This window comes from Actinomycetospora flava (assembly GCF_037400335.1).
Lineage (GTDB): Bacteria > Actinomycetota > Actinomycetes > Mycobacteriales > Pseudonocardiaceae > Actinomycetospora > Actinomycetospora flava.
This window is the reverse complement of record NZ_JBBEGM010000001.1, coordinates 815615-837913: the sequence shown is the minus strand read 5'-3', so window position 1 is coordinate 837913 and position 22299 is coordinate 815615. Positions and strand designations below refer to the sequence as shown.

20 protein-coding genes are annotated in these 22299 nt (G+C 74.4%); 7 read left to right on the top strand and 13 right to left on the bottom strand.

Going from position 1 to position 22299, the window contains the following annotated elements:
* Positions 1–102: 102 nt before the first annotated feature.
* From WCD58_RS04130 to WCD58_RS04105, 6 genes are all read right to left on the bottom strand, one after another.
* Entirely contained in the window at positions 103–876 is a 774-nt protein-coding gene (locus tag WCD58_RS04130; protein WP_337699768.1) for a PadR family transcriptional regulator, read from the bottom strand.
* Between the two features lie 159 nt (positions 877–1035).
* Positions 1036–1293, bottom strand: a complete 258-nt coding sequence (locus WCD58_RS04125; protein WP_337699766.1) for a DUF6295 family protein — start codon at positions 1291–1293, stop codon at positions 1036–1038.
* Between the two features lie 2 nt (positions 1294–1295).
* Complete coding sequence (locus WCD58_RS04120; RefSeq protein WP_337699765.1) at positions 1296–2042, bottom strand: dienelactone hydrolase family protein; 747 nt, start codon at positions 2040–2042, stop codon at positions 1296–1298.
* 102 nt (positions 2043–2144) lie between these two features.
* A complete protein-coding gene (locus WCD58_RS04115) occupies positions 2145–2603 on the bottom strand; it encodes a cupin domain-containing protein (RefSeq protein ID WP_337699763.1) in 459 nt (152 codons plus the stop codon).
* A gap of 12 nt (positions 2604–2615) precedes the next feature.
* Positions 2616–3170, bottom strand: coding sequence for a FumA C-terminus/TtdB family hydratase beta subunit (locus tag WCD58_RS04110; RefSeq protein ID WP_337699761.1), 555 nt, complete (start codon positions 3168–3170; stop codon positions 2616–2618).
* Complete coding sequence (locus tag WCD58_RS04105) at positions 3167–4048, bottom strand: fumarate hydratase (RefSeq protein ID WP_337699759.1); 882 nt, start codon at positions 4046–4048, stop codon at positions 3167–3169. Before WCD58_RS04105 ends, WCD58_RS04110 begins: the two co-directional genes overlap by 4 nt.
* An 83-nt stretch (positions 4049–4131) precedes the next feature.
* Between WCD58_RS04105 and WCD58_RS04100 the strand changes: the two genes are divergently transcribed.
* Positions 4132–5259 carry a baeRF2 domain-containing protein gene (locus tag WCD58_RS04100; protein WP_337699757.1) on the top strand — a complete coding sequence of 376 codons (1128 nt, stop codon included), beginning with the start codon at positions 4132–4134 and terminating at the stop codon, positions 5257–5259.
* Positions 5260–5346: 87 nt separating this feature from the next.
* Here the strand turns inward: WCD58_RS04100 and WCD58_RS04095 are convergent, their stop codons facing one another.
* Both WCD58_RS04095 and sthA read right to left on the bottom strand, forming a co-directional pair.
* The gene (locus WCD58_RS04095; protein WP_337699755.1) at positions 5347–6435 is read right to left on the bottom strand and encodes an aminotransferase class V-fold PLP-dependent enzyme; all 1089 of its coding nucleotides are present in this window, start codon (positions 6433–6435) and stop codon (positions 5347–5349) included.
* 112 nt (positions 6436–6547) lie between these two features.
* A complete protein-coding gene (sthA, locus tag WCD58_RS04090; RefSeq protein ID WP_337699752.1) occupies positions 6548–7996 on the bottom strand; it encodes a Si-specific NAD(P)(+) transhydrogenase in 1449 nt (482 codons plus the stop codon).
* Between the two features lie 145 nt (positions 7997–8141).
* On the opposite strand from sthA, the gene WCD58_RS04085 reads away from it, so the two are divergent.
* Entirely contained in the window at positions 8142–9215 is a 1074-nt protein-coding gene (locus WCD58_RS04085) for a DUF4192 domain-containing protein (RefSeq protein ID WP_337699750.1), read from the top strand.
* A gap of 3 nt (positions 9216–9218) precedes the next feature.
* Here the strand turns inward: WCD58_RS04085 and galE are convergent, their stop codons facing one another.
* Together galE and WCD58_RS04075 are read right to left on the bottom strand one after the other, a co-directional pair.
* Entirely contained in the window at positions 9219–10211 is a 993-nt protein-coding gene (gene galE / locus WCD58_RS04080) for a UDP-glucose 4-epimerase GalE (protein ID WP_337699747.1), read from the bottom strand.
* 35 nt (positions 10212–10246) lie between these two features.
* Positions 10247–10972 (bottom strand): iron-dependent transcriptional repressor DtxR, encoded by a 726-nt coding sequence (locus WCD58_RS04075; protein ID WP_337699745.1) that lies wholly within the window; start codon positions 10970–10972, stop codon positions 10247–10249.
* Positions 10973–11057: 85 nt separating this feature from the next.
* Here WCD58_RS04075 and WCD58_RS04070 point away from each other — a divergent pair, with 85 nt between their 5' ends.
* The 4 genes from WCD58_RS04070 (at position 11058) to WCD58_RS04055 (ending at position 16531) form a co-directional block, all read left to right on the top strand.
* Complete coding sequence (locus WCD58_RS04070) at positions 11058–11978, top strand: sulfurtransferase (RefSeq protein ID WP_337699743.1); 921 nt, start codon at positions 11058–11060, stop codon at positions 11976–11978.
* Between the two features lie 61 nt (positions 11979–12039).
* Complete coding sequence (locus WCD58_RS04065) at positions 12040–13239, top strand: acetoin utilization protein AcuC (RefSeq protein WP_337699741.1); 1200 nt, start codon at positions 12040–12042, stop codon at positions 13237–13239.
* Positions 13240–13255: 16 nt separating this feature from the next.
* Entirely contained in the window at positions 13256–15946 is a 2691-nt protein-coding gene (locus WCD58_RS04060) for a bifunctional acetate--CoA ligase family protein/GNAT family N-acetyltransferase (RefSeq protein ID WP_337699739.1), read from the top strand.
* Positions 15947–16030: 84 nt separating this feature from the next.
* Positions 16031–16531 carry a hypothetical protein gene (locus WCD58_RS04055; protein WP_337699737.1) on the top strand — a complete coding sequence of 167 codons (501 nt, stop codon included), beginning with the start codon at positions 16031–16033 and terminating at the stop codon, positions 16529–16531.
* A gap of 237 nt (positions 16532–16768) precedes the next feature.
* Here the strand turns inward: WCD58_RS04055 and WCD58_RS04050 are convergent, their stop codons facing one another.
* The 3 genes from WCD58_RS04050 to WCD58_RS04040 form a co-directional block, all read right to left on the bottom strand.
* Entirely contained in the window at positions 16769–17767 is a 999-nt protein-coding gene (locus WCD58_RS04050) for a sigma-70 family RNA polymerase sigma factor (protein ID WP_337699735.1), read from the bottom strand.
* 177 nt (positions 17768–17944) lie between these two features.
* On the bottom strand, positions 17945–18406 hold the full coding sequence (gene dtd, locus WCD58_RS04045; protein WP_337699733.1) for a D-aminoacyl-tRNA deacylase: 462 nt from the start codon (positions 18404–18406) through the stop codon (positions 17945–17947).
* Positions 18403–19899 carry a DUF7782 domain-containing protein gene (locus WCD58_RS04040; RefSeq protein ID WP_444876313.1) on the bottom strand — a complete coding sequence of 499 codons (1497 nt, stop codon included), beginning with the start codon at positions 19897–19899 and terminating at the stop codon, positions 18403–18405. The genes dtd and WCD58_RS04040 overlap by 4 nt, the downstream gene beginning before the upstream one ends.
* 242 nt (positions 19900–20141) lie before the next feature.
* Between WCD58_RS04040 and acs the strand changes: the two genes are divergently transcribed.
* Positions 20142–22079, top strand: a complete 1938-nt coding sequence (acs, locus tag WCD58_RS04035; protein WP_337699729.1) for an acetate--CoA ligase — start codon at positions 20142–20144, stop codon at positions 22077–22079.
* The last annotated feature ends 220 nt before the right edge of the window (positions 22080–22299 follow it).

The window sequence follows — 22299 nt, the reverse complement described above, 5'->3', positions numbered from 1 at the left end:
GGCCGGTTCTGCGGCCTCCTCGGTCTCGCGTTCTCAGCAGGGACCCGAGGCTAGGCCGACCGTGTGACGCGACGTGTCGCGCGCGTTGCCGGCCGGTGACGCTCACCCTTCGTCGTCCGCGTCGGGCTCGGTCGCCGTCGCCGTCTCCTCGCCCGCGAGCAGCAGGTAGAGGCGCCGGCGGGTCTCGTCGAGCAGGCGCACCGCCTCGGCGACCTGCTCGTCCCGCCCGACCTGGGCGACCTGCGCCACGGCGCCGGCCAGCCCGGCACCGGCCTCGCGCAGGGCGCTGAAGCCGTCCTCGGCGGCGGCGGTGCTCCACACGGCGTCGAGCTCCTCGCGGTGCTCGTCGACGTAGGTGCGGCCGGCGTCGGTCAGGTGGATCACCGAGCGGCCCTCGGCCTTCTCGGTGCGCACCAGACCCTCGTCGGCGAGCTGGGACACGGTGGGGTAGACCGAGCCCGGGCTGGGTCGCCACGACCCGCCGGAGCGCTCGCCGATCTCCTGGATGATCTGGTAGCCGTGCATCGGCTCCTCCGCGAGGAGGGCCAGCACCGCCGTGCGCACGTCACCGCGCGCCCGGCGTCCGCGGTGCCCGCCGCGGGGGCCGCCGAAGCCCGGCCCGAAGCCCGGGCCGGAGCCCGGCCCGAACCCGCCCGGGCCGAAGCCGGGGCCACCGGGCCGGCCGAACGGGCCGCCCCGCCGTCCGCGACGGAACTTGCCGCGCGGGCCGCCGGGGAACTCGCCGAACATCGCTTCGCGGGCGAACCCGCCGTGGCGGTGCGGACCGTGTCCGCGTCGACCGCCGAATCCGCGGCCCTCGTCGTCGGGGCCGTCTCCGAAGTCCCGGCGTCCGCCGGGAGTCTCGTAGGTAGTCATGTCGCTCCTCCTTCTGCGTTCGTTCGCGACACATCAACGATATATCGCGACTGTCGGCAGAGCAAGGCGCTGTGTCCGAACCGTGATCGGGGGCGACGCCGGGCACGCTCGGAGCGGCCACGGGGTGCACGACGTCGCCCCTGATCACGGGCGGCGGGCTCAGTGGTGCGCGGCGCGCTCCACGGTGACGGCGAGGGCGGCGAGGAGCTCGCGGGCGGACTCGAGGCTCAGCTCGACGGCCACCCGGGCGCCGGGGCCGCGGTCGGGGTTGAGGAAGTCGATGTTGACGGTGTGCGCGTCGGGCGCGTGCACGGGGTGGTCGTAGTAGACCGTCGCCGTCTCGAGCGGGAACCAGCCGTCGGGACCCTTGCCGCTGGACTTCTCGAGGGCGAGCTTCTCGGTGCTGTAGGTGCACATGGTCAGGCCCCCAGGTGCCGGGCGAGGAAGTCGCGGATCTTCTCCCAGCCGTCGACGGCGGCGGCGACCCGGTACGCCGGGCGGTCGACCGAGAAGAACGCGTGCCCGGCGTCGTCGTAGCGGTGGAACTCGTAGGTCTTGCCGTTCTCCTGCAGCAGCTTCTCCAGCTCGTCGACGTGGTCGGGCGACGGGTAGGCGTCCTCGTTGCCGAAGAGGCCGAGCAGGGGCGCGCCGAGCTCGGGGATGCGGTCGGCCAGCGGGGAGACCTGCAGCGGGAAGCCCTCCGGGGGCGTGCCGACGACGAAGGCGCCGTAGCAGTCGACGGCGGCCTGGACGTCGACGTCGATGCCGGCGAGCACCGCCTGCCGCCCGCCCGAGCAGTAGCCGATCGCCCCGACCTTGCCGTTGGACGTCGGCAGCGAACGCAGCCAGCGCGCGGCCCCGGCGGCGTCGCCGACGAAGCGCTCGTCGGGCACGCCGCCCTGCGCGCGGGCGGTGGCGGCGGCGTCGTCGGGGTCGGCGCCGGGGGCCTCGCGTGTGTAGAGGTTCGGGCAGACGGCGTTGTAGCCCATCGTCGCGAACCGCCGCGTGATCTCCTTCGTCCCGGCGTCGTACCCCGGCATGTGGTGGATGACGATCATCCCGCCGCGGGACCCGCCGTCCATGGGCCGCGCGGTGTAGGCCTCGATCTCGTCGTCCGCGTGCCCGCGGATGCCGATCGTCTCGGCCAGGATCGCGTCGTACTGCATGCTCCGACCTCCGCTCTCGTGCTGGTGGGGTCGATCAGAGCACTGACCGCCCCGCGGCACCGGGCGGGGGAGCGGTTCGACCGAAGTGCCCCGCTCGCCCCGTCACCGGCTCCATCGCGCGAGCAGCCGCCAGAGGAGGCGCTGGGGCACGTCGGGGAGGCCGGCCGCGGTGAACGAGAAGTCGTGCTCGGCGTTGATGCGGGCGAGCTCGAGCAGCGGCGGGCGCCCTCCCGCGGCGGCGAGCGCCCGCAGCTGGGCCTGCAGCGGGCCGGCGGGCGTCTCGACGGTGCGCAGGCGGACCGGCTCGTCGAACGGGTTGGCGAACGCGTGGGTCGTGCCGGGCGGCACCGCGACCGTCTCGCCGGGCTGCAGCAGGCGCCGCTCGCGACCGAGCCGCACCTCGAGGAGACCGGTCTCGACGGTGAACACCTCGGTCTCGCGGCGGTGCCGGTGGGCGGGTGGCCCGGCGTGCCGGGGCGGCAGGACCGCCGAGAACACGAAGTCGGGGCCGGACGCCTCGACGGTGACGACCTGGCCGTCCGGGAACGCGATCGTGCTCATGGCCTCCATGCTTCAGGAGGGTGCGCGCCGCCAGCGGGCCGGGCCGTCGCGGTAGAGGTCGCCGCCGTGGAGGTCGTTGACGACGAGCGCGGGGAAGTCGCGCACCTCGAGGCGGTGCACGGCCTCGGCGCCGAGGTCGGAGTAGGCGATCACCTCGGACGAGGTGATGCACTGCGACAGGAGCGCCGCGGTGCCCTCGATGGCGCCGAAGTAGACGCAGCCGTGCTCGCGCATCGCGTCCTTGACGGTGTCCGAGCGCCGGCCCTTCCCGATCATGCCGCGCAGGCCCCGCTCGACGAGCAGCGGCGACCACGCGTCCATCCGCGACGCCGTCGTCGGGCCAGCGGCGCCGATCGCGTGCCCGGGCCGGGCCGGGGTGGGCCCGACGAAGTAGAGCGTCTCGCCGTCCGGGTCGAAGGGCAGCGGGTCGCCGGACTCGATGGCCGCGGCGAACCGGGCGTGCGCGGCGTCGCGGCCGGTCACCAGCGGGCCGGAGAGCAGGACGGAGTCGCCGCTGCGCAGCTCGCGGACCGTGCCGGCGTCGAGGGGGAGCCGCAGGTCGGTCACAACGTCACCGTCCGGACGCGGTGGGAGTGGCAGTCCAGGTTGATCGCGACCGGGAAGGCGGCGATGTGCGTCGGGTAGGCCTCGACGTGCACGGCCACCGTCGTCACCGTGCCGCCGAAGCCCGCCGGCCCGATGCCCGTGGCGTCGATCGCGTCGGCGAGCTCGGCCTCCAGCTCCGCGAGCTTCGGGTCGGGGGACGGCGAGCCGGTGGGCTCGCGGGTCAGCGCCTTCTTGGCGAGCACCGCCGCGCGGTCGAACGTCCCGCCCATCCCGATGCCCACGGTCACCGGCGGCGACGCGCTCGGCCCCGCCGCCTCGATCGTCTCGACGACGAAGCGCTTCATCCCCTCGGTCCCGGCGGCCGGGGTGAGCATGCGCAGCGCCGACATGTTGTCGCACCCCGCGCCCTTGACCAGCAGCGTCAGGCGCACGCCGTCGCCCTCGACCAGGTCGTAGTGGACCATCGCCGGGGTGTTGTCGCCGGTGTTGACGCGGTCGACCGGCGAGCGCACCAGCGACGCGCGCAGGTAGCCGTCGCGGTAGCCCTCGGCGACGCCGCGGTCGAGGGCCTCGGCGAGCGAGCCGCCGATGAAGTGGACGTCCTGGCCGATCTCGAGGAAGCAGACGGCGTAGCCTGTGTCCTGGCAGAACGCGATCTGCTCGCGGGCCGAGACCTCGGCGTTGGCCAGCAGCCGGTCGAGCACCTCCTGCCCGATCGGGGACTCCTCGCGGTCCCGTGCCCGCCGCAGCGCGTCGACGTGGTCGCCGCGCAGCTCGTGGTTGGCCTCGATGCACAGGCGCCTGACGGTGTCGGCCATCTCGTCGACCGGTATCTCCCGCACACCGCTCGGCTTACCGCACACGGGGCGAGGACGCATGTGCAACAGGGTCATCGGGTAGGCGAGGGGACACCCCGAGAAACGACCCCGCGACCCCCGCGGGACCCGAGGAGGAACACCGGATGGACCTGTCGCGCACCCGAGAGATCTTCGAGCGGCCGGGGCCGTTCGCGACGGTCTACCTGGAGGCCGTGCAGGCCGGGGAGAACTCGGCGAAGCAGGTCGAGCTGCGCTGGCGCGACCTGCAGAAGCAGCTGAAGAACGACGGCGCCGACGACAAGACCCTCGCCGCGCTCGACGACGAGCTCAGCGGCGAGCGGGCCGGCTCGGTGACCGGGGTCGGCCGCGTGCTCGTGGCGTCGGCCGACGGCGTGCTCTTCGACGACGAGGTCGAGGCCGTGGACGCGGCCGGCGACCTCGCCGTGTGGTCGCCGCTGCCCGAGCTCGGGCGCTACTACCGCAGCCAGACGGGCTCGGTGCGCGTCCTGCTCGCGGTGGTCGACCAGACCGGCGGCGACCTCTACCAGGTGATCGCCGACAACAGCGAGGGCGCCCGCGAGCTGGACGAGGAGACCATCAAGGGCCAGGCCATCGAGACCGTGCACAAGGCGCGGGGCGGCGGCGTCGGCAACCGGACGCGTCAGAACCGCCACGAGATGGCGTCGTACGAGAACGCCGACGAGGTGGTCAAGGGCATCCGCAGCGCGGCCAAGCAGTTCCGCCCGGAGGTCATCGTCCTGGCCGGCGAGGTCCAGGGCCGCTCGGCGGTGCGCAACGAGCTGCCCGGCGACCTCGCCGACATCACCCGTGAGATCGAGGCCGGCAGCCGCGCCGCGGGCGCCTCGGAGGACGCGCTCGAGGACGCACTGCTCACGGAGGCCGGCGTCGTCGCCACCGAGCGCGAGTCGCGCGTGCGCCAGCGCTTCGAGGAGGGCAAGGGCCACGCCAACGCGGTCGAGGGCCTCGAGCCGGTCCTCGAGGCCGCCCGCACCGGCGCCGTCGACACGCTGCTGCTGGTCGACGGCCAGGAGGTGCCCGGCGAGCTCTACGTCGGCTCGTCGCCCGAGCAGATCTCGACGGACCCGGCGAACCTGAAGGACATCTCGGACGTCGAGCCCGTCGCCCGCCCGGCCGAGCAGGTGCTGCTGCGCGCCGTCGGGGCGCTCGGCGGCGACGTCCAGGTCCTCGGGGGAGGCGCCGAGCTCCAGGACGGCGTCGGCGCGAACCTCCGCTTCCCGACCGGGAGCTGAACGGACGAGCACCTCGCCGCGAGCGTGCGGCGATACGGACGCCCGGTGTCAGCGGTGGCCCACCGCTGACACCGGGCGTTCGTCTGTTCAGAGCAGGGCGGCCAGCTCGCGGGCGGCGGTGCGGGCGTCGTCGAGCGTCACGTACGGCGCCGCGAAGCCGAAGCGCAGCAGGTCCGGCGGGCGCGCGTCGACGACGACGCCGCGGCGGGCCAGCGCCGCGCAGAGGCCCTCGGCGTCCCGCACCCGGACCGCGACGTGCCCGCCCCGCCGCCCGTGCTCCCGCGGGGTGACGACGTCGGTGTCGGCAGCGCCCGCGGGCAGCGCGGCGAGGAAGGCGTCGCCGAGCGCCAGCGACGCCGCCCGGACGCCGGCGAGGTCGGGGCTGCCGGGGCCGTCGAACACCTCCAGCGCCCCGTCGAGCGCGAGCATCGACAGCATCGGCGGTGTCCCGACGCGCAGCCGCCCCACGCCCGGGGCCGGCGTCCACGCCTCGGTCATGGCGAACGGCTCGGCGTGCCCGGTCCAGCCGGTCAGCGGGGGGTCGAGGACGTCGTGGTGGCGTGTCGCGACGTAGGCGAACGCCGGCGCCCCGGGCCCGCCGTTGAGGTACTTGTACGTGCAGCCCACCGCGAGGTCGACGCCGAGCGCGTCGAGCGCCAGCGGCATCACGCCGACCGCGTGCGAGAGGTCGACGAGCACCACCGCGCCGGCCTCGTGGGCCCGCCCGACGATCGCCGCGAGGTCCCACCGCTCCCCGGTCCGGAAGTCGACGGCGGGCACGGCGACCACGGCGGTGTCGGCGTCCGGGGCCATCGCGTCGGGCGCCGCGGTGACCAGCGTGAGCCCCGTCAGCCGCGCCACCGAGGCCGCGAGGTAGCGGTCGGTGGGGAAGTGGCCGCCGTCGGAGAGCAGCACGCGACGCCCCGGGCGCAGCCGCGCCGCGGCGATCAGCGCGCCGAAGAGCTGCACCGACGTCGAGTCGCCGACGACGACCTGGCCCCGCGCCGCCCCGACCAGCGCGCCGACCCGGTCGCCGAGGCGCTGCGGGGTCGCCCACCAGCCGCAGTCCTCCCAGCCCGCGACGCCGACGGAGGCCCACTGATCGTCGACGGCGGACAACAGCGCCGCCCGCGCGGCGTGGGGCTGCGCGCCCAGGGAGTTGCCGGCGAGGTACACGGCGTCGGAGCCGTCGGGTGCACGGGGGAGCGAGAACCGTGGGCGGGCCCAGCCGGGAGACGGAGCGTCGAGACGAGCACGCCGATAGGGGAGCTCGACCGTCGGGGAGGGCTCAGGCGAACTGTTCGAGGGCACGGATCTTGTTCGTCGCGTCGAGGGCGGCGACCTTGTAGGCCTCCGAGAGCGTCGGGTAGTTCAGGACGGCGTCGACGAGGTAGTCGACGGTGCCGCCGCACCCCATGATGGCCTGCCCGATGTGCACGAGCTCGGTGGCCGACGTGCCGAACACGTGGACCCCGAGCAGCGCGTGGTTCTCCGGCGACACCAGCAGCTTGAGCATCCCGTAGTCGTCGCCGACGATCTGGCCGCGCGCGAGCTCGCGGTACCGCGAGATGCCGACCTCGTAGGGGATCGCCTTCTCGGTCAGCTCCGCCTCGGTCGCCCCGCAGTAGCTGACCTCGGGGATCGTGTAGATCCCGAACGGCGAGACCTCGGCCATCGAGTGCACGGGTTCGCCGAACGCGTGGTACGCCGCCTGGCGGCCCTGCTCCATCGACGTGGCCGCGAGCGCGGGGAAGCCGATGACGTCGCCCACCGCGTAGATGTGCGGGACGGCGGTGCGGAAGTGCTCGTCGACCTTGATGCGGCCGCGGGCGTCGGTCTCGAGCCCGGCGCGCTCCACGTCGAGCTCGTCGGTGACGCCCTGGCGCCCCGCGGAGTACATGACCGTCTCGGCCGGGATCTTCTTGCCGGACACCAGCGAGGTGACGGTGCCGCGCTCGGACACCGAGACCCCGGAGACCTCCTCGCCGAAGCGGAAGGTGACCGCGAGGTCGCGGAGGTGGAACTTCAGCGACTCGACGACCTCGGCGTCGCAGAAGTCGAGCATCTGCGGGCGCTTCTCGACGACGGTGACGCGCGTGCCCAGCGCGGCGAACATCGAGGCGTACTCGATGCCGATCACCCCGGCGCCGACGACGACCATGCTCGACGGGATGTGCTCCATCGTCAGGATGCCGTCGGAGTCGAGGACGCGGCGGTCGTCGAACTCGACCTGCGGCGGCCGGGCGGGCCGGGTGCCGGTGGCGATGACGACCCGGTCGGCGGTGACGACCTGGTGCTCGCCGCGGCGCTCGCCGACGACCTCGATGCTGTGGTCGTCGACGAACCGCGCGGCGCCGGCGAGCAGGTCGACCCGGTTGCGCTGCAGCTGCGCGCGGATCACCTCCTCCTCGCGGCCGATGACGAAGTGGGTGCGCGCGAGCAGGTCCTGCACGGTGATGTCCTGCTTGACGCGGTAGCTCTCGCCGTAGAGCCCGCGCATCGCGTAGCCGGTGAGGTAGAGGACGGCCTCGCGCAACGTCTTCGACGGGATCGTGCCGGTCTGCGTGCAGACGCCGCCGATCATGCCGCGGCGCTCGACGACGGCGACGCGCCGGCCCAGCTTCGCCGCCGCGATGGCCGCCTTCTGCCCGCCGGGCCCGGAGCCGATGACGACGAGGTCGTAGTCGCGGCGGGGTTCGGGGGCGGGTTCGGGTGAGGTCTCAGCGGGCGGGTCCACCGGGTGCACGTGCTCACCCTCGCCGTCGCCGCGCACCCCGGCAAGCGCGCCGGCGATGACGGTCGCGCGAACACCGTGCGGGGAGTTGTCCACAGGGCCGGGAACCCGATGGATCCGGGGGAACCGTCGCTGCGTCGGAACCCGCGTGAGCACCGACCACCGCCCCCGCCCGCCCGACGCCGACCGTCCGGAGCTGCGCCTGCGCGATCCCGGCGAGCTCGTGGCCGCCGTCCCCCACCTGATCGGGTTCCCGCCCGTCGAGTCCCTGGTCCTCGTCGCCGTCCACGGCACCGACGGGGCACCGGGAGGCCGCCGTCTCGGGGTCGTCGCCCGCACCGATCTGCCGCCGCCCCCCGAGACGACGGACGCCGTGCACGGCCTCGCGACGCGCATGGCGCCGGCCGGCCCCCGCGAGGTGATCGCGGTCGTGGTGGGCGGCGGGAACGGGGATCCCCCGCGCCGGGACGTCGCCGACGCGGTCGGCGCGGCCTTCGCCGGCAGGAGGATCGGCGCGCCCACCCGGCTGTGGGTGCCGCGGATCGCCGGCGGGGCGCCGTGGCGCTGCTACCCGCCGTGCGACTGTCGGGGCACGGTCGGGCCGACGGAGGACTCGCCGTTCGCGGCCGCGGCGGCCTGGCTCGGGCACGTCACCTTCGGCTCCCGCGCCGAGCTCGAGGCCTCACTGGCCGCGGGCCCGCCGGACCCGCAGCTCGCCGAGCTGATCCGCGCGGAGCTGGAGGCGGCGATCCTCGACCGGGAGCTCGGCGGGCCCGCCGCCGCGCGCCGCGACCTCGCCGCCGTCGCCGCCGCCCGCGACGAGGTGGCCGCCGGCCGCGTGCTGACCGACGTCGAGATCGCGCGGCTCGCCGTCGCGCTGGGCGACCCGGCGGTGCGCGACGTCGCCATGGGCTGGGCGCTCGATCCCGACGAGGCCGCCGCGGGCGCCGCGCGGCAGCTGTGGACCCTGCTGGTGCGGAGGCTGCCGGCCCCCGAGGTCGCCGACCCGGCGGTGATGCTCGCCTGCGCGCTCCTGGTGCGGGGCGGCGGCGCGCTCGTCGGCGTCGCCCTCGACCGCGCGCGGCGCGCCGACCCCGGCCACCGCCTCGCGGCGATCGTCGAGGCACTCCTGGCCACCGGGGCGGGCCCGGACGCGGTGCGCAGGATCATCCGCGACTCCAGCGCGGAGACCGCCGAGCGCCTGCGGGGACGGGCCGGGTGAGGCTCAGCCCGCCGCGCGGGACCGGGCGAAGTCCCAGGCGTCGGCGACGATCCGGTCGAGGTCGGTGTGGGCCGGCTTCCAGCCCAGCTCGTCGCGGGCCCGCGCGGAGGAGGCGACGAGGACGCCGGGGTCGCCGGTGCGCCGCGGCGCCACGCGCGCCGGGATCGGGTGGCCGGTGACCCGGCGGCACGCCTCGATCACCTCGAGCACGGAGAAGCCGGTGCCGTTGCCGAGGTTGCACACGAGGTGCCCGCCCTCGGGAGCCTCGCCGCGGGCGAGCAGGTCGAGCGCGAGGAGGTGGGCCTCGGCGAGGTCGTCGACGTGGATGTAGTCGCGCACGCAGGTGCCGTCGGCGGTGGGCCAGTCGTCGCCGAAGATCGCGATCTCGTCGCGCTGCCCGAGGGCGACCTGCAGGACGAGCGGGATGAGGTGGGTCTCGACGGTGTGCCGCTCGCCCAGGGTCGGCGCGGCGTGCGCCCCGGCCACGTTGAAGTACCGCAGGCTCACCGCGCCGAACGCGCGCCCCGACGCCGCGGCGTAGGTGCCGATCGCGTGGTCGACGGCGAGCTTCGTGGCGCCGTAGGTGTTGGTGGGGCGGGTGGGCGCGTCCTCGGTGATCGGCGAGGTCTCCGGCTCGCCGTACGTGGCGGCGGTCGACGAGAACACCAGGCGCGGCACCTCGTGGCGGCGCAGCGCGTCGAGGAGCCGGATCGTCGTGACGACGTTGCCGTGCCAGTACTTCGCGGGCTTCTCGGCCGACTCGCCGACCAGCGAGCGCGCCGCGCAATGGATCACGCCGTCGACCCCACCGGCGCCGAGGACCTCGTCGGCGACCTCCGCGACGTCGCCCACCACGAGCCGCGCCCCGGAGGGGACGGCGTCCTCGTGGCCGGTGGACAGGTCGTCGACCACCACCACGTCGTGCCCGGCGTCGAGCAGGTGCTGCGCGCAGACGCTGCCGACATAGCCCGCCCCGCCCGTGACCACCAACGTCATGACGCCAGTGTGCCGGGCGGGGTCGGCGGAGCTCGCTACTGGGCCCGCACCAGCACGGCGTGGGCCACCAGCGGGTCGACCTCGGAGCGCGAGCCCTTGTGCCCCACGCCCACGGCGTCGCCGAAGCGGGGGATCGCCACGACGTCGACGTCGCTGCCCGGCAGGACACCGGCGCTCTTGAGGTGGGCCATGAGGGGCTCGTTGAGCTGGATGTGCTCGGCGATGCGGCGCACCTCGACCTTGCCGCCGCCGCTGCGCGCGAACTCGTCGAGGCGGACGAGACCGGCCTCGTCGGGGGTCGGCGTGCGGGTCGGCAGCGCGGCCTCGCCGTCGCCGTCGTTGCTCCGCAGGGACTCGAGCCCGGGGATCGGGTTGCCGTACGGCGACACCGACGGCTCGCCGAGCAGCGTGAAGAGCTTGCGCTCCACCGCGTCGCTCATGACGTGCTCCCAGCGGCACGCCTCGACGTGGACGTGCTCCCACTCGAGACCGATGACGTTGACGAGCAGCAGCTCGGCGAGGCGGTGCTTGCGCATGACCGCCACCGCCTTGGCGCGGCCGCCGGGCGTGAGCTCGAGGTGGCGGTCGCCGGCCACGTGGACGAGACCGTCGCGCTCCATGCGCGCCACGGTCTGGCTCACGGTCGGCCCGCTCTGCTCGAGACGTTCGGCGATGCGGGCTCGGAGGGGGACGACCCCTTCCTCCTCGAGCTCGTAGATCGTGCGGAGGTACATCTCGGTGGTGTCGATGAGGTCGTTCATGCCCACCCCTTTCTGCACACCCATGGTACCGACGACGCCGGACACCGGACGGCGGTCACGCCGTGGGGCAGGGCACGATCGTCGCATGGCCACCTCGCCGGGTCCCCTGCCCACGCCCGTCGTGTCCGTCGCCTGGCTGCGCGAGGCGTTGGGGCGCGAGGACGGGCGCCCTGTCGTGCTCGACGTCCGCTGGACGCTGCGCCCGCCGCCCCGCACCGCGAAGGAGCGCAAGGCCGCCGCGCGGGAGGACCCGCCGGGTCTCGTGGAGCACGACGCGGGGCACGTCCCCGGCTCGGTGTACGTCGACCTCGACACCGAGCTCGCCGGCCCGCCCGGGCCCGCCGGCCGGCACCCGCTGCCCGACCCCGACGTGCTCGAGGAGACGCTGCAGCGCGCCGGGGCGGACGCCGACTCCGAGATCGTCCTCTACGACGGCGGCGACGGGATGGCGTCGGCGCGCGCGTGGTGGGTGCTGCGCTGGGCGGGCCTGCGCCCCGGCCAGGTCGCCGTGCTCGACGGCGGGTTCCCCGCGTGGGTCGCCGACGGCGGCGAGGTGTCCACCGCCGGCGGCGGCGTCCGGCGCCCCGGGGGCCTGCAGATCCGCACGGGCGCGATGCCCGTGCTCACCGCGGAGGACGCGGCCGGGCTGGCCGCCGGCACCGAGGGCGTCCTGCTCGACGGCCGGGCCGCCGAGCGCTTCCGCGGCGAGACCGAGCCGATCGACCCGATCGCGGGCCACGTGCCCGGCGCGGCCAACCTGCCGGCGGCCTCGCTGGTCGCCGACGGGCACTGGCGCGACCCCGACGACGCCGCCGCCGTCCTGCGCCCGCTGGTCGAGGAGGCCGGGGCGGTCGGGGCCTACTGCGGCTCCGGGGTGAGCGCGGCGATGCTGGTGCTCGGCCTCGAGCACGCCGGCCTGCGCCCGCCGGAGGACCCCGCCGGCCTCTACGTCGGCAGCTGGTCGCACTGGTGCGGCACCGGGCGCCCCGTAGAGACGGAGACGTAGCGAAGCCGGAGCTCGACCATGGAGACGGGCGAGGGGTAGGCCGACCGGTACCGTCGGGCTCGTGACGAGCTCCGGCGCGCCGACCGTGGACCCGGCCCGCGTGGCCGTGGTGTGGGACGAGAGTCTCCTGGGCTACAAGCTCTCGGACGAGCATCCGCTGCACCCCGTCCGCCTCGACCTCACGATGCGCCTCGCCGACTCCCTCGGAGTGCTCGAGGGGATCGAGCCGCTGGTGCCGTCGCCCGCCCCGGACTCCGAGGTCGAGCGCATCCACGTCGCGTCGTACCTCGAGGCGGTGCGCCGGGCCCCGACCAGCGGCGACGACCCGATCCACCAGCTCGGCACGTCCGACAACCCGATCTTCGAGGGCATGCACGAGGCGAGCGCGCTGGTGTGCGGCGGCTCGATCGCCGCGGCCCGCGAGATCGCCGAGGGCCGCGCCGACCGGGCGGTCAACATCGCCGGCGGCCTGCACCACGCGATGGCCGACCACGCCTGGGGCTTCTGCGTCTACAACGACTGCGCGGTGGCGATCTCCTGGCTGCTCGACCACGGCTACGAGCGCATCTGCTACATCGACACCGACGTCCACCACGGCGACGGCGTGCAGGCCGCGTTCTACGACGACGACCGCGTGCTGACGATCTCGATGCACCAGCACCCGCGCACCCTGTGGCCGGGCACCGGGTTCGCCTCGGAGCTCGGCAGCGGGCGGGCGTCCGGCAGCGCGGTGAACCTCGCGCTCCCGCCGGGCACCCGCGACGCCGGCTGGCTGCGCGCCTTCCACGCCGTCGTCCCCGGGCTGCTGCGGTCGTTCCGGCCGCAGATCCTCGTCACCCAGTGCGGCGTGGACACCCACCACGAGGACCCGCTGGCCGAGCTCTCCCTCTCGGTCGACGGGCACCGGGCGATCTACCAGAGCCTGCGGCGCCTGGCCGCCGAGCACAGCGACGGGAAGTGGCTCGCCCTCGGCGGGGGCGGCTACGGCCTCTTCCGGGCGGTCCCGCGGTCGTGGACCCACCTGCTGGCCACGGTGCTCGACCGCGACGTCGAGCCGCACCGCACCATCCCCGCCGACTGGACGTCCTACGCGACGGGGAAGACCCGCCGGCCCCTGCCGACGTCGATGACCGAGGACGCGCCCACCGACTTCGAGCCGTGGGGCGGGTTCACCGAGGTCGAGGTCGACCCCTTCCTGCTCGAGACCCGCCGCGCGGTGTTCCCGCTGCACGGCCTCGACCCCGCGGACTCCCGCGACTGACTCCCTGAAGGCGGAGATGACCGAGACGGCGGACCCCGACGCCATCACCGCAGAGGTCCGGGCGGTACCCGACGCGCCCTACCCCGCGCACTGGGAGGCCGACGTCGTCGCCTCCGACGGGGCGACCGCGCACCTGCGCCCGATCTCCACCGAGGACGCCGACGCCGTCGTCGCCTTCCACGCGCAGCTCTCGGACCGCACCCGCTACTTCCGGTACTTCAGCCCCTACCCGCAGATCCCCGAGCGCGACCTCAAGAACTTCGTCGAGGTCGACCACCACGACCGGGTCGCCCTGGTGCTGTGGCTCGGCCGGGAGATCATCGCGATCGGGCGCTACGTGCGGCTCGCGGAGTCGCCGGCCGCCGAGGTCGCGTTCGTCGTGCGCGACGACCACCAGGGCCGCGGGCTCGGCTCGATCCTGCTCGAGCACCTCGCGGCGGCCGCCCGCGAGTGCGGGCTGACCCGCTTCGTCGCCGAGGTGCTCACCGAGAACCACCAGATGGTGCGCGTGTTCCGCGAGGCCGGGTTCGAGGTCAGCCGCGCGCTCGAGGGCTCGACGCTGCACCTGGAGTTCGACGTCGCCTCGACCTCCCGCGCCCGCGAGGTGCAGCTCTCCCGCGAGCAGCGCGCCGAGGCCCGCAGCGTCGCGAACGTCCTCACCCCGCGGTCGGTAGCCGTGGTCGGCGCCTCGCCGGACCGGACCAAGATCGGCCACGTCGTGCTCGCGAACCTGCTCCGCGGCGGGTTCACCGGCCCCGTGTACCCGGTGCACCCCGAGGCGCGGTCGGTGCGCGGCGTGCGGGCCTACCCGTCGGTCACCGACATCCCCGACGACGTCGACCTCGCCGTGCTCGCGGTCCCGCCCGACGAGGTGCCCGGGGTGTTCGACGCCTGCCTGTCGAAGGGCGTGCGCGCGCTCGTCGTCATCACCTCGGGCTTCGGCGAGAAGGGCCCGACCGGGCTCGCCGCGCAGCGCGGGCTCGTCACCGACGCCCGCGCGAACGGGATGCGCGTCGTGGGGCCGAGCGCGCTGGGCGTGGTCAACCTCGACGCGAAGGTGTCGCTGAACGCCTCGCTCGCGCCGCACCTGCCGCCGCCGGGGCGGGTCGGGTTCTTCTGCCAGTCCGGCGCGCTGGGCATCCAGATCCTCGCCGCGGCCGCCGAGCGGCGCCTGGGGCTGTCGTCGTTCGTGTCCGCCGGCAACCGCGCCGACCTGTCGGGCAACGACCTCATGCAGTACTGGGACACCGACCCCGACACCGACGTCGTGCTGCTCTACCTGGAGACCTTCGGCAACCCGCGCAAGTTCGCCCGGGTCGCGCGGCGGCTCGCGCGGCAGAAGCCCGTGGTCGCCGTGAAGAGCGGCCGGCACGTCGCCGCCGCGCCGGGGCTCGCGGCCAGCGGGCAGCCGATCGACGAGGCCGCGGTGGCCGCGGTGTTCGACCAGTCCGGGGTCATCCGGGTCGACTCGGTGGACGAGCTCTTCGACGCCGCCCAGCTGCTGGCGCACCAGCCGCTGCCGCCCGGCCCGCGGGTCGGGATCGTCGGCAACTCCACCGCGCTCGGCATCCTCGCCGCGGACGTCGTCCTCGCCCAGGGCCTGTTCCTGGCGCGCGACCCCGTCGACCTCGGCACGTCGGCAGGCGCCGAGGAGCTGCACGCCGCGGTCGCCGACCTGCTCGCCGACGACCAGTGCGACTCGCTGGTCGTCGTCTTCGTCCCCGCGGTCACCACCGACCCGACCGACCACGCCCGCGCGCTCGCCGACGCCGTCCGCGGCGCCGAGAAGCCGGTGGTCTCCACGTTCCTCGCCTCCGAGGGCGTGCCCGAGGTGCTGACGGTCGGCGACGGCGACGCCGGGCCCCAGCGCGGGAGCATCCCCTCGTACCCGAGCCCCGAGCGCGCGGTCCTCGCCCTGTCCCGGGCCGTGCGGTACACGCAGTGGCGCTCGCGGCCCGTCGGCGACTTCGTCGTCCCGGAGGGCGTCGACGTCGACGCCGCGCGGGCGCTGGTGGACGACATCGCCCCGGCGCCCCGCACGGTGCTCAGCGATGAGCAGGCCGACGCGCTGCTGCGCTGCGTCGGGGTCGTCGTCGCCCCGTTCCGCCGGGTCCACTCGGCCGACGACGCCGTCGCGGCGGCCCGGGAGCTCGGCGGCGCGGCGGTGCTCAAGACCGCCGACCGGCGCTGGCGACACCGCACCGACCTGCGCGGCGTGCACGTGGGGCTCACCGAGTCCTCGGCGATCGCGAGCGCCTACGACCAGCTCGTCGAGCTCTCCGGCAGCGACGAGGTGTACGTCCAGGTGCAGGCGCCGCCGGGCATCCCGTGCGTGATCGAGATCCGCGACGACCCGTCGTTCGGCTCGCTGGTCTCGTTCGGGCTCGCGGGCGTGGTCGGCGAGCTGCTCGGCGACCGTGCCTACCGGGCCACGCCGCTGTCGACGATGGACGCCGCGACGCTCGTGCGCGCGCCCCGGGCGGCCCCGCTGCTCGACGGCTACCGGGGGGCCCGCCGCGCCGACCTGCCGGCCCTCGAGGACCTGGTGCTGCGCATCGGGGTGCTCGCCGACGCGGTCCCCGAGATCCGCTCGCTCGTGCTCGACCCCGTGCTCGCCGCCGACCGGGGCGCCCACGCCACCGGCGTCACGGTCACCCTCGGCCCGCCCCCGGGCCCCCGCGACGGCGGACCGCGCCGGCTGCGCTGACGCGGAACCACCACGGCGCGCCTCGAAGGAGTGACCGCGTCGGGACGGCGTCGTGGCCGGGGTCGCCCTACGGTCGGTGGGACCATGTGCCGACCCCGTGTCCCCCCGCCGACCCTGCGCCTCGGCCTGCTCGTCGCCGCCGTGCTGCTGGCCGCGGGCTGCGGGCAGTCGGGGACGCCCGAGCCCCCGGCGCCGGGCACCTCGCCGACGATCCCGACCGGCGCGCCACCGCCCTCGAACCGCCCGGTCCCGGCGGAGCCGGACCCGCTCACCGCGGCACCTCCGGCCGGCGCCACGGCGCTCCCGACGGGGCGGGTGGACGCGAGCACGCTACCGGGCGGCCTGCCGAGGCTCGTGTGGACGCGCGGGGCGGACGTGGTGGGCGTGTACGGGCGCGCGGGCGGGTGCACGGACGCGCGGCTCACCGTGGTGGAGCAGGGTGCCGAGCGCGTCGTGCTGCGCGTGGAGCAGTTCAGCACCGGGCCGGGCCCGTGCACCCGGGAGCTCGTCTACCCGCCGCTGGAGGCGACGCTGCAGGCGCCGCTGGGGGAGCGGCCGGTCGTCCTGACCGGCGCGGTGGCCTAGAAAAGCCGGAAGACCGGGCTGGCCCCCGACCGTCCCGGTCTCCCGTCGCCGACGGGCTGTGTGAGGGCCAGCCCGTCCCGTGGTCATTGGCCGGGCCGGGTGACCCCACGTGAGTGGGGTCACATCCGGCCCGTGCGCTTCAGACTGCCGTTACCGGCGAGTCACCGTCAATGCGTCGACCCGGTGGCCGCTGCGGGACCGATACGGTCACGCAGCGTGCCGGTGGGTCGGTCGCGCTCAGCTCGCGGCGTAGGCCTTGAGCCGCCGGGCGCGGTCGCCGTCGCGGAGCTTGACCATGACCTCGCGCTCGATCTGGCGCACCCGCTCACGCGAGAGCCCGAACTGGCGTCCGATCTGGTCGAGCGTGCGCGGCTGGCCGTCGTCGAGGCCGTAGCGCAGCCGGATGACGTTCTGCTCGCGGTCGTCCAGCGTCGCGATGACGCGGCGCATGTCGTCGTGGAGCAGGCCGGAGATGACCGTCGACTCGGCGTCGGTGGCCTCGGCGTCCTCGATGAAGTCCCCGAGCGGGGCCTCCTCCTCGGAGCCGACCGGCATGTCCAGGCTGACCGGGTCGCGGCTGTGGTCGAGGAGGTCGGCGACCTTCTCCGGCGTCAGCCCCGACTCCTCCGCCAGCTCCTCGTTGGTCGCCTCGCGACCGAGGGTCTGGTGGAGGTCACGCTTGATGCGGGCCAGCTTGTTGACCTGCTCGACCAGGTGGACGGGCAGGCGGATGGTGCGGGCCTGGTCGGCCATGCCGCGGGTGATGGCCTGACGGATCCACCACGTCGCGTAGGTCGAGAACTTGAAGCCCTTGGTGTAGTCGAACTTCTCCACGGCCCGGATCAGACCCAGGTTGCCCTCCTGGATCAGGTCGAGCAGCGGCATGCCGCGTCCGGTGTACCGCTTGGCGAGCGAGACCACGAGGCGCAGGTTGGCCTCGAGCAGGTGCGCACGGGCGCGGCGGCCGTCACGGGCCACCGCCCGGAGGTCGGCGGCGCGCTGCTGCTCGAGGTCCTGACCGGACTCCTCGAGCAGGTGTGCGGCGTAGACGCCGGCCTCGATGCGCTTCGCCAGCTCCACCTCGTCGGCGGCGGTCAGCAGCGCGGTCTTTCCGATACCGTTGAGGTAGACGCGGACGAGGTCCGCCGCAGGGCCCTGGGCGTCGAGGTCGCTCTCAGCAGGCACAGAAGGCAGAGCCGCCTCGGACCCGGTCTGCGGTGCGAGTGTCGCCGTCATTGCTTCCTCCCTGCGCGGCGCGAAGATGCTGGGGCGCCGCGTCACTAGGTCGAACGCGTCGGGATCGGCGTTCGTTCCCGCCGGGGGCTTCCGGTCACGGGTGCCCGCTGTGTCGTGCGTGACGCATGGCGGACACCACTCGGAGGCAACGTGTGGCGGGAGTGAAGATCTCGACGTTCAGCTTTCGACGATCACCGTGAACGGGCCGTCGTTACAGGATTCAACGCGCATGTCCGCGCCGAACTTCCCGGTCGCGACGGGTGCGCCGCGATCACGCAGGGCGGTGACGACGGCGTCCACGGCGTCGCGGGCCGAGTCCGGCGGCGCGGCGGCGGACCACGAGGGACGCCGGCCCTTGCGGGTGTCCCCGTACAGGGTGAACTGACTGACGACGAGCAGGCCGGCGCCCGTCTCGGCGCAGGAGACGTAGCTCCGCGGAGCTCGACCATCGAACTCGGTGTGCTCGTCGCGCAGGATGCGCAGCTCGTGCAGCCTGCGGGCCATGGTGGCCGGCGCGTCGGGGCCGTCGTCGCGGTGCACGCCGAGCAGCACGAGCACTCCCGGTTCCTCGAGCTCGCCGACGACCTCGTCGTCGACGACCACCCGCGCCCACACGACACGGCTCACGACGGCTCTCACGCCGGCACCAGCATCCCGTGGTGCACGAGGTCGCGGACCACGGGCAGTGCGGCGGCGGCGAGCTCCTCGGGATCGCGCCCGTGGGCGACGGCCAGCAGCTCCACGAGGTCGCGCAGCGGGAGGTACCCCCGGCACCCGGCGAGCAGCGCGACGCCGAGCTCGTCGACGTCGTGGCGCCACTGGGGCCCGTCGAGGCGCACGAGGGTCGCCGCGACCGGGTCCCACCCCTCGTCGGTGCCGATCAGTCCGCGCTCCAGCGCCACGGTGTCCGGCACCCGCAGGCGGGCGTCGAGCAGCGCCTCGCCGGGGTGCTGCGCCAGCCACGCGGTGCGGTCGAGCCACGCCTCGATCTCCGGACCCAGGGGGTCGTCGTGGGACTGGCGCAGGTCCTCGCAGACGACGGTGCCCGGCACGTCCGGCGCGGTGCGCCGCAGCGTGACGAACCCGAACCCGACGGCCTGCACGCCCTCGGCGGCCAGGAAGTCGAGCCACCGCTCGGACAGCGCCGTCCCCTCCGGCGAGGCGGGGTCGACGCCGGCGTCGCGCAGCCAGGTCCCGACGTGCAGGGCGGGGTCGGCGACGTCGCGCTGCACCACCCACGCGTCGAGCCCGCCCGGCGCCACGGACCGGGCGGCCTCGTCGAGCCAGGTGCGCGGGCGCTCGGTCCAGTCCTCGGACGTGATCAGCCACGACGCGAGCAGCTGCGCCACCCCGCCCTCGGCGAGGTGCGCCGGCAGGGCGCCGACCAGCAGCGCCGACGCCCCGTCCCCGCCCAGCCCCGCGTCGCGGTAGACGTGGTCGACCTGCGGCGGCCCGGGCACGAACGGCGGGTTGCTGACGATCTGGTCGAAGCGCCGCCCGGCGACCGGCTCCAGCCAGGGCCCGGCGAGCACCTCCGCGTCGACCCCCGACAGCGCGAACGTCACCCGCGCCATGTCCAACGCGCGCTCGGAGACGTCCGTGGCGGTGAGCCGGCCGGCGTGGCCCGAGCAGTGCAGCCCCTGCACCCCGCACCCCGTGCCGACGTCGAGCAGGGTCGCGACCGGGCGCCGCACCGTCGCCCGCGCCAGCGAGAGCGACGCCGCCCCGGTGCCGAGGACGTGCTCGCGGTCGGCGGTCCGGCCCTGCGGCGCGACCTCGAGGTCCGAGAGCACCCACCACGGCGGCGCGGTCGGAATCGCCGCGTCGCCGTGGGGGCGCAGGTCGAGGGCGGCGGTCACGAGGTCGCCGTCGACGTCCAGCAGCCCGGCGCCGGCCGCCTCGTCGACGTCGACGGGGTCGAGGGCGGCGGCGACCTCGGTACGCGGGACGGCGTCACCCAGCAGGAACAGGCGCACGAGCGTGCCGGCGACCCCGGCGTGCCGGACCGCCCGGCGGGCCGGCGTCGTCTCCCCGCGGTCGAGCGCGGCGCGGGCGGCCGGGCCGAGCAGTTCGGCCACTCCGTCGACGGTGAAGCCGCCGTGAGCGAGGGCGGTGCGTAAGCCACGCCACAATCGGGCATCTGAGACGTCGACACCGTCCGTAGGGCGACGTTCCGCGTCGAGGTGGTCGGGTCGGGGCACGGCTAGATCGTCACACTGCTCGCGCAGCCGGTCCTCGCCACCCTGTCCACGACCCCTCCGATCGCACCGTTGCCACGGACCGGGTTGTGCAAGACGCTGCGCACACAGCAAGGGGGCACCGGCGTCGAACGGTGACGACCGGTGCCCGTGGATCGACCGGGAGGCACACGCGGATGTCGGAACAGACGGCCACCGAGGGGAAGACGTACCCGCCGGACCCGGAGCTGTCGAAGACGGCCAACGTGCGGCCGGAGATGAAGGAGCAGGACCTCCGGGAGTTCTGGGACGAGCAGGCGAAGCAGCGCCTGGACTGGTTCGAGGACTACGACGAGGTCCTCGACTGGCAGCTCCCGTACGCGAAGTGGTTCGTCGGCGGAAAGCTCAACGCCTGCTACAACTGCGTCGACCGCCACGTCGAGGGCGGTAAGGGCGACAAGGTCGCGCTGCACGTCGTCCCGGACGACGGGCCCGACTCGCCCGAGGCACGTGACATCACGTTCTCGGAGCTCCAGCGCGAGGTCGTGAAGATGGCCAACGGGCTCAAGGAGCTCGGCGTCGGCAAGGGCGTGCCGGTCGGCATCTACATGCAGATGATCCCCGAGGCGGTCGTGGCGATGCTCGCGTGCGCCCGTCTCGGCGCGCCGCACACCGTGGTGTTCGGCGGCTTCAGCGGCAAGGCCGTCGCCGAGCGCTGCAACGACCTCGAGTGCAAGGTCCTCATCACCCAGGACGAGGCCATGCGCGGCGGCAAGGCCGGCGCGCAGAAGACCAACGCCGACGAGGGCCTCGACGCCGGCCCGACGACCGTCGAGAAGATCGTCGTCGTCCGGCGGAGCGGTGCGGACATCCCGATGAACGACCGGGACGTCTACCTCCACGACCTCACCGCGAACGTCTCGGACGACCCCGAGAGCTGCCCGTGCGAGCCGATGGACTCCGAGGACCTGCTCTTCCTCCTCTACACCTCGGGCTCGACCGGCAAGCCGAAGGGCGTCGTCCACACCACCGCCGGCTACCTCCTCGGCGTCACGACGACCCACAACCTGGTCTTCGACGTCAAGGACGACTCGGTCTACTGGTGCGCGGCCGACATCGGCTGGATCACCGGGCACAGCTACATCACCTACGGCCCGCTGGCCAACGCGTGCACGTCGGTGCTCTTCGAGGGTGTCCCCGGCTACCCGGGCAAGGACGTCTGGTGGAAGATCATCGACAAGTACGGGGTCTCGATCCTCTACACCTCGCCCACGGCGATCAAGTCGCACATGAAGGCGGGCGAGCAGCACATCGAGGGCCACGACCTGTCCTCGATCAAGATCCTGGGCAGCGTCGGCGAGCCGATCAACCCCGACGTGTGGGAGTGGTACCGCGAGCACGTCGGCGGCGGCACGGCGCCGATCATGGACACCTGGTGGCAGACCGAGACCGGGCACATCTTGATCACGCCGCTGCCGGGCATCACGACGCTCAAGCCCGGCATGGCGCAGCAGCCCTTCCCGGGCGTGCGGCCCGAGATCCGCGACGACGAGGGCAACCAGCTCGACGTCGAGCAGACCGGCAACCTCGTGCTCACCCAGCCCTGGCCGGGCATGATGCGCACGCTCTACAAGGACGACGAGCGGTTCAAGGACACGTACTGGTCGAAGTACTCCGACGCGTACTTCGCCGGTGACGGCGCCAAGTACGACGCCGACGGCGACATCCAGCTCATGGGTCGCATCGACGACGTCGTCAACGTGTCCGGGCACCGCCTCTCGACCTTCGAGGTGGAGAGCGCGCTGGTGGAGCACGCCGACGTCGCCGAGGCCGCCGTCGCGGCGCGCAAGGACGACGACACCGGCCAGGCGATCATCGCCTTCGTCTCGCTCAAGGGCGACAAGCAGGGCACCGAGGAACTGGAGCAGGCGCTGCGCGAGCAGGTGGCCCAGTCGATCGGCAAGCTGGCCCGCCCGGCCACGGTGATCTTCGCCAACGACCTGCCGAAGACGCGGTCGGGCAAGATCATGCGGCGGCTCCTCAAGAACCTCGCCGAGGGGGAGGAGCTGGGCGACACGTCCACGCTCGTCGACCCGAGCGTCGTCGAGGAGATGCAGAAGCAGATGAACGGCTAGGTCGCGGGTCCTGATGTGACCGAAGGGCACCCTCGCTCGGTTCTTCCGGGCGAGGGTGCCCTTCGGTCGTTCTCGGGGTGGGCGCGGGGCTCGGCACGCGGTCCTCGGGGAAGGCCCGGCGCGTCCGTGGAGATCAAGGGCGTCGTGGTGCACCGGGGCGTGGCGACGAGGTGCGTGGGCACGCCCGTGATCATGTGCTCCCGTTCATCTCCAGGGGCTG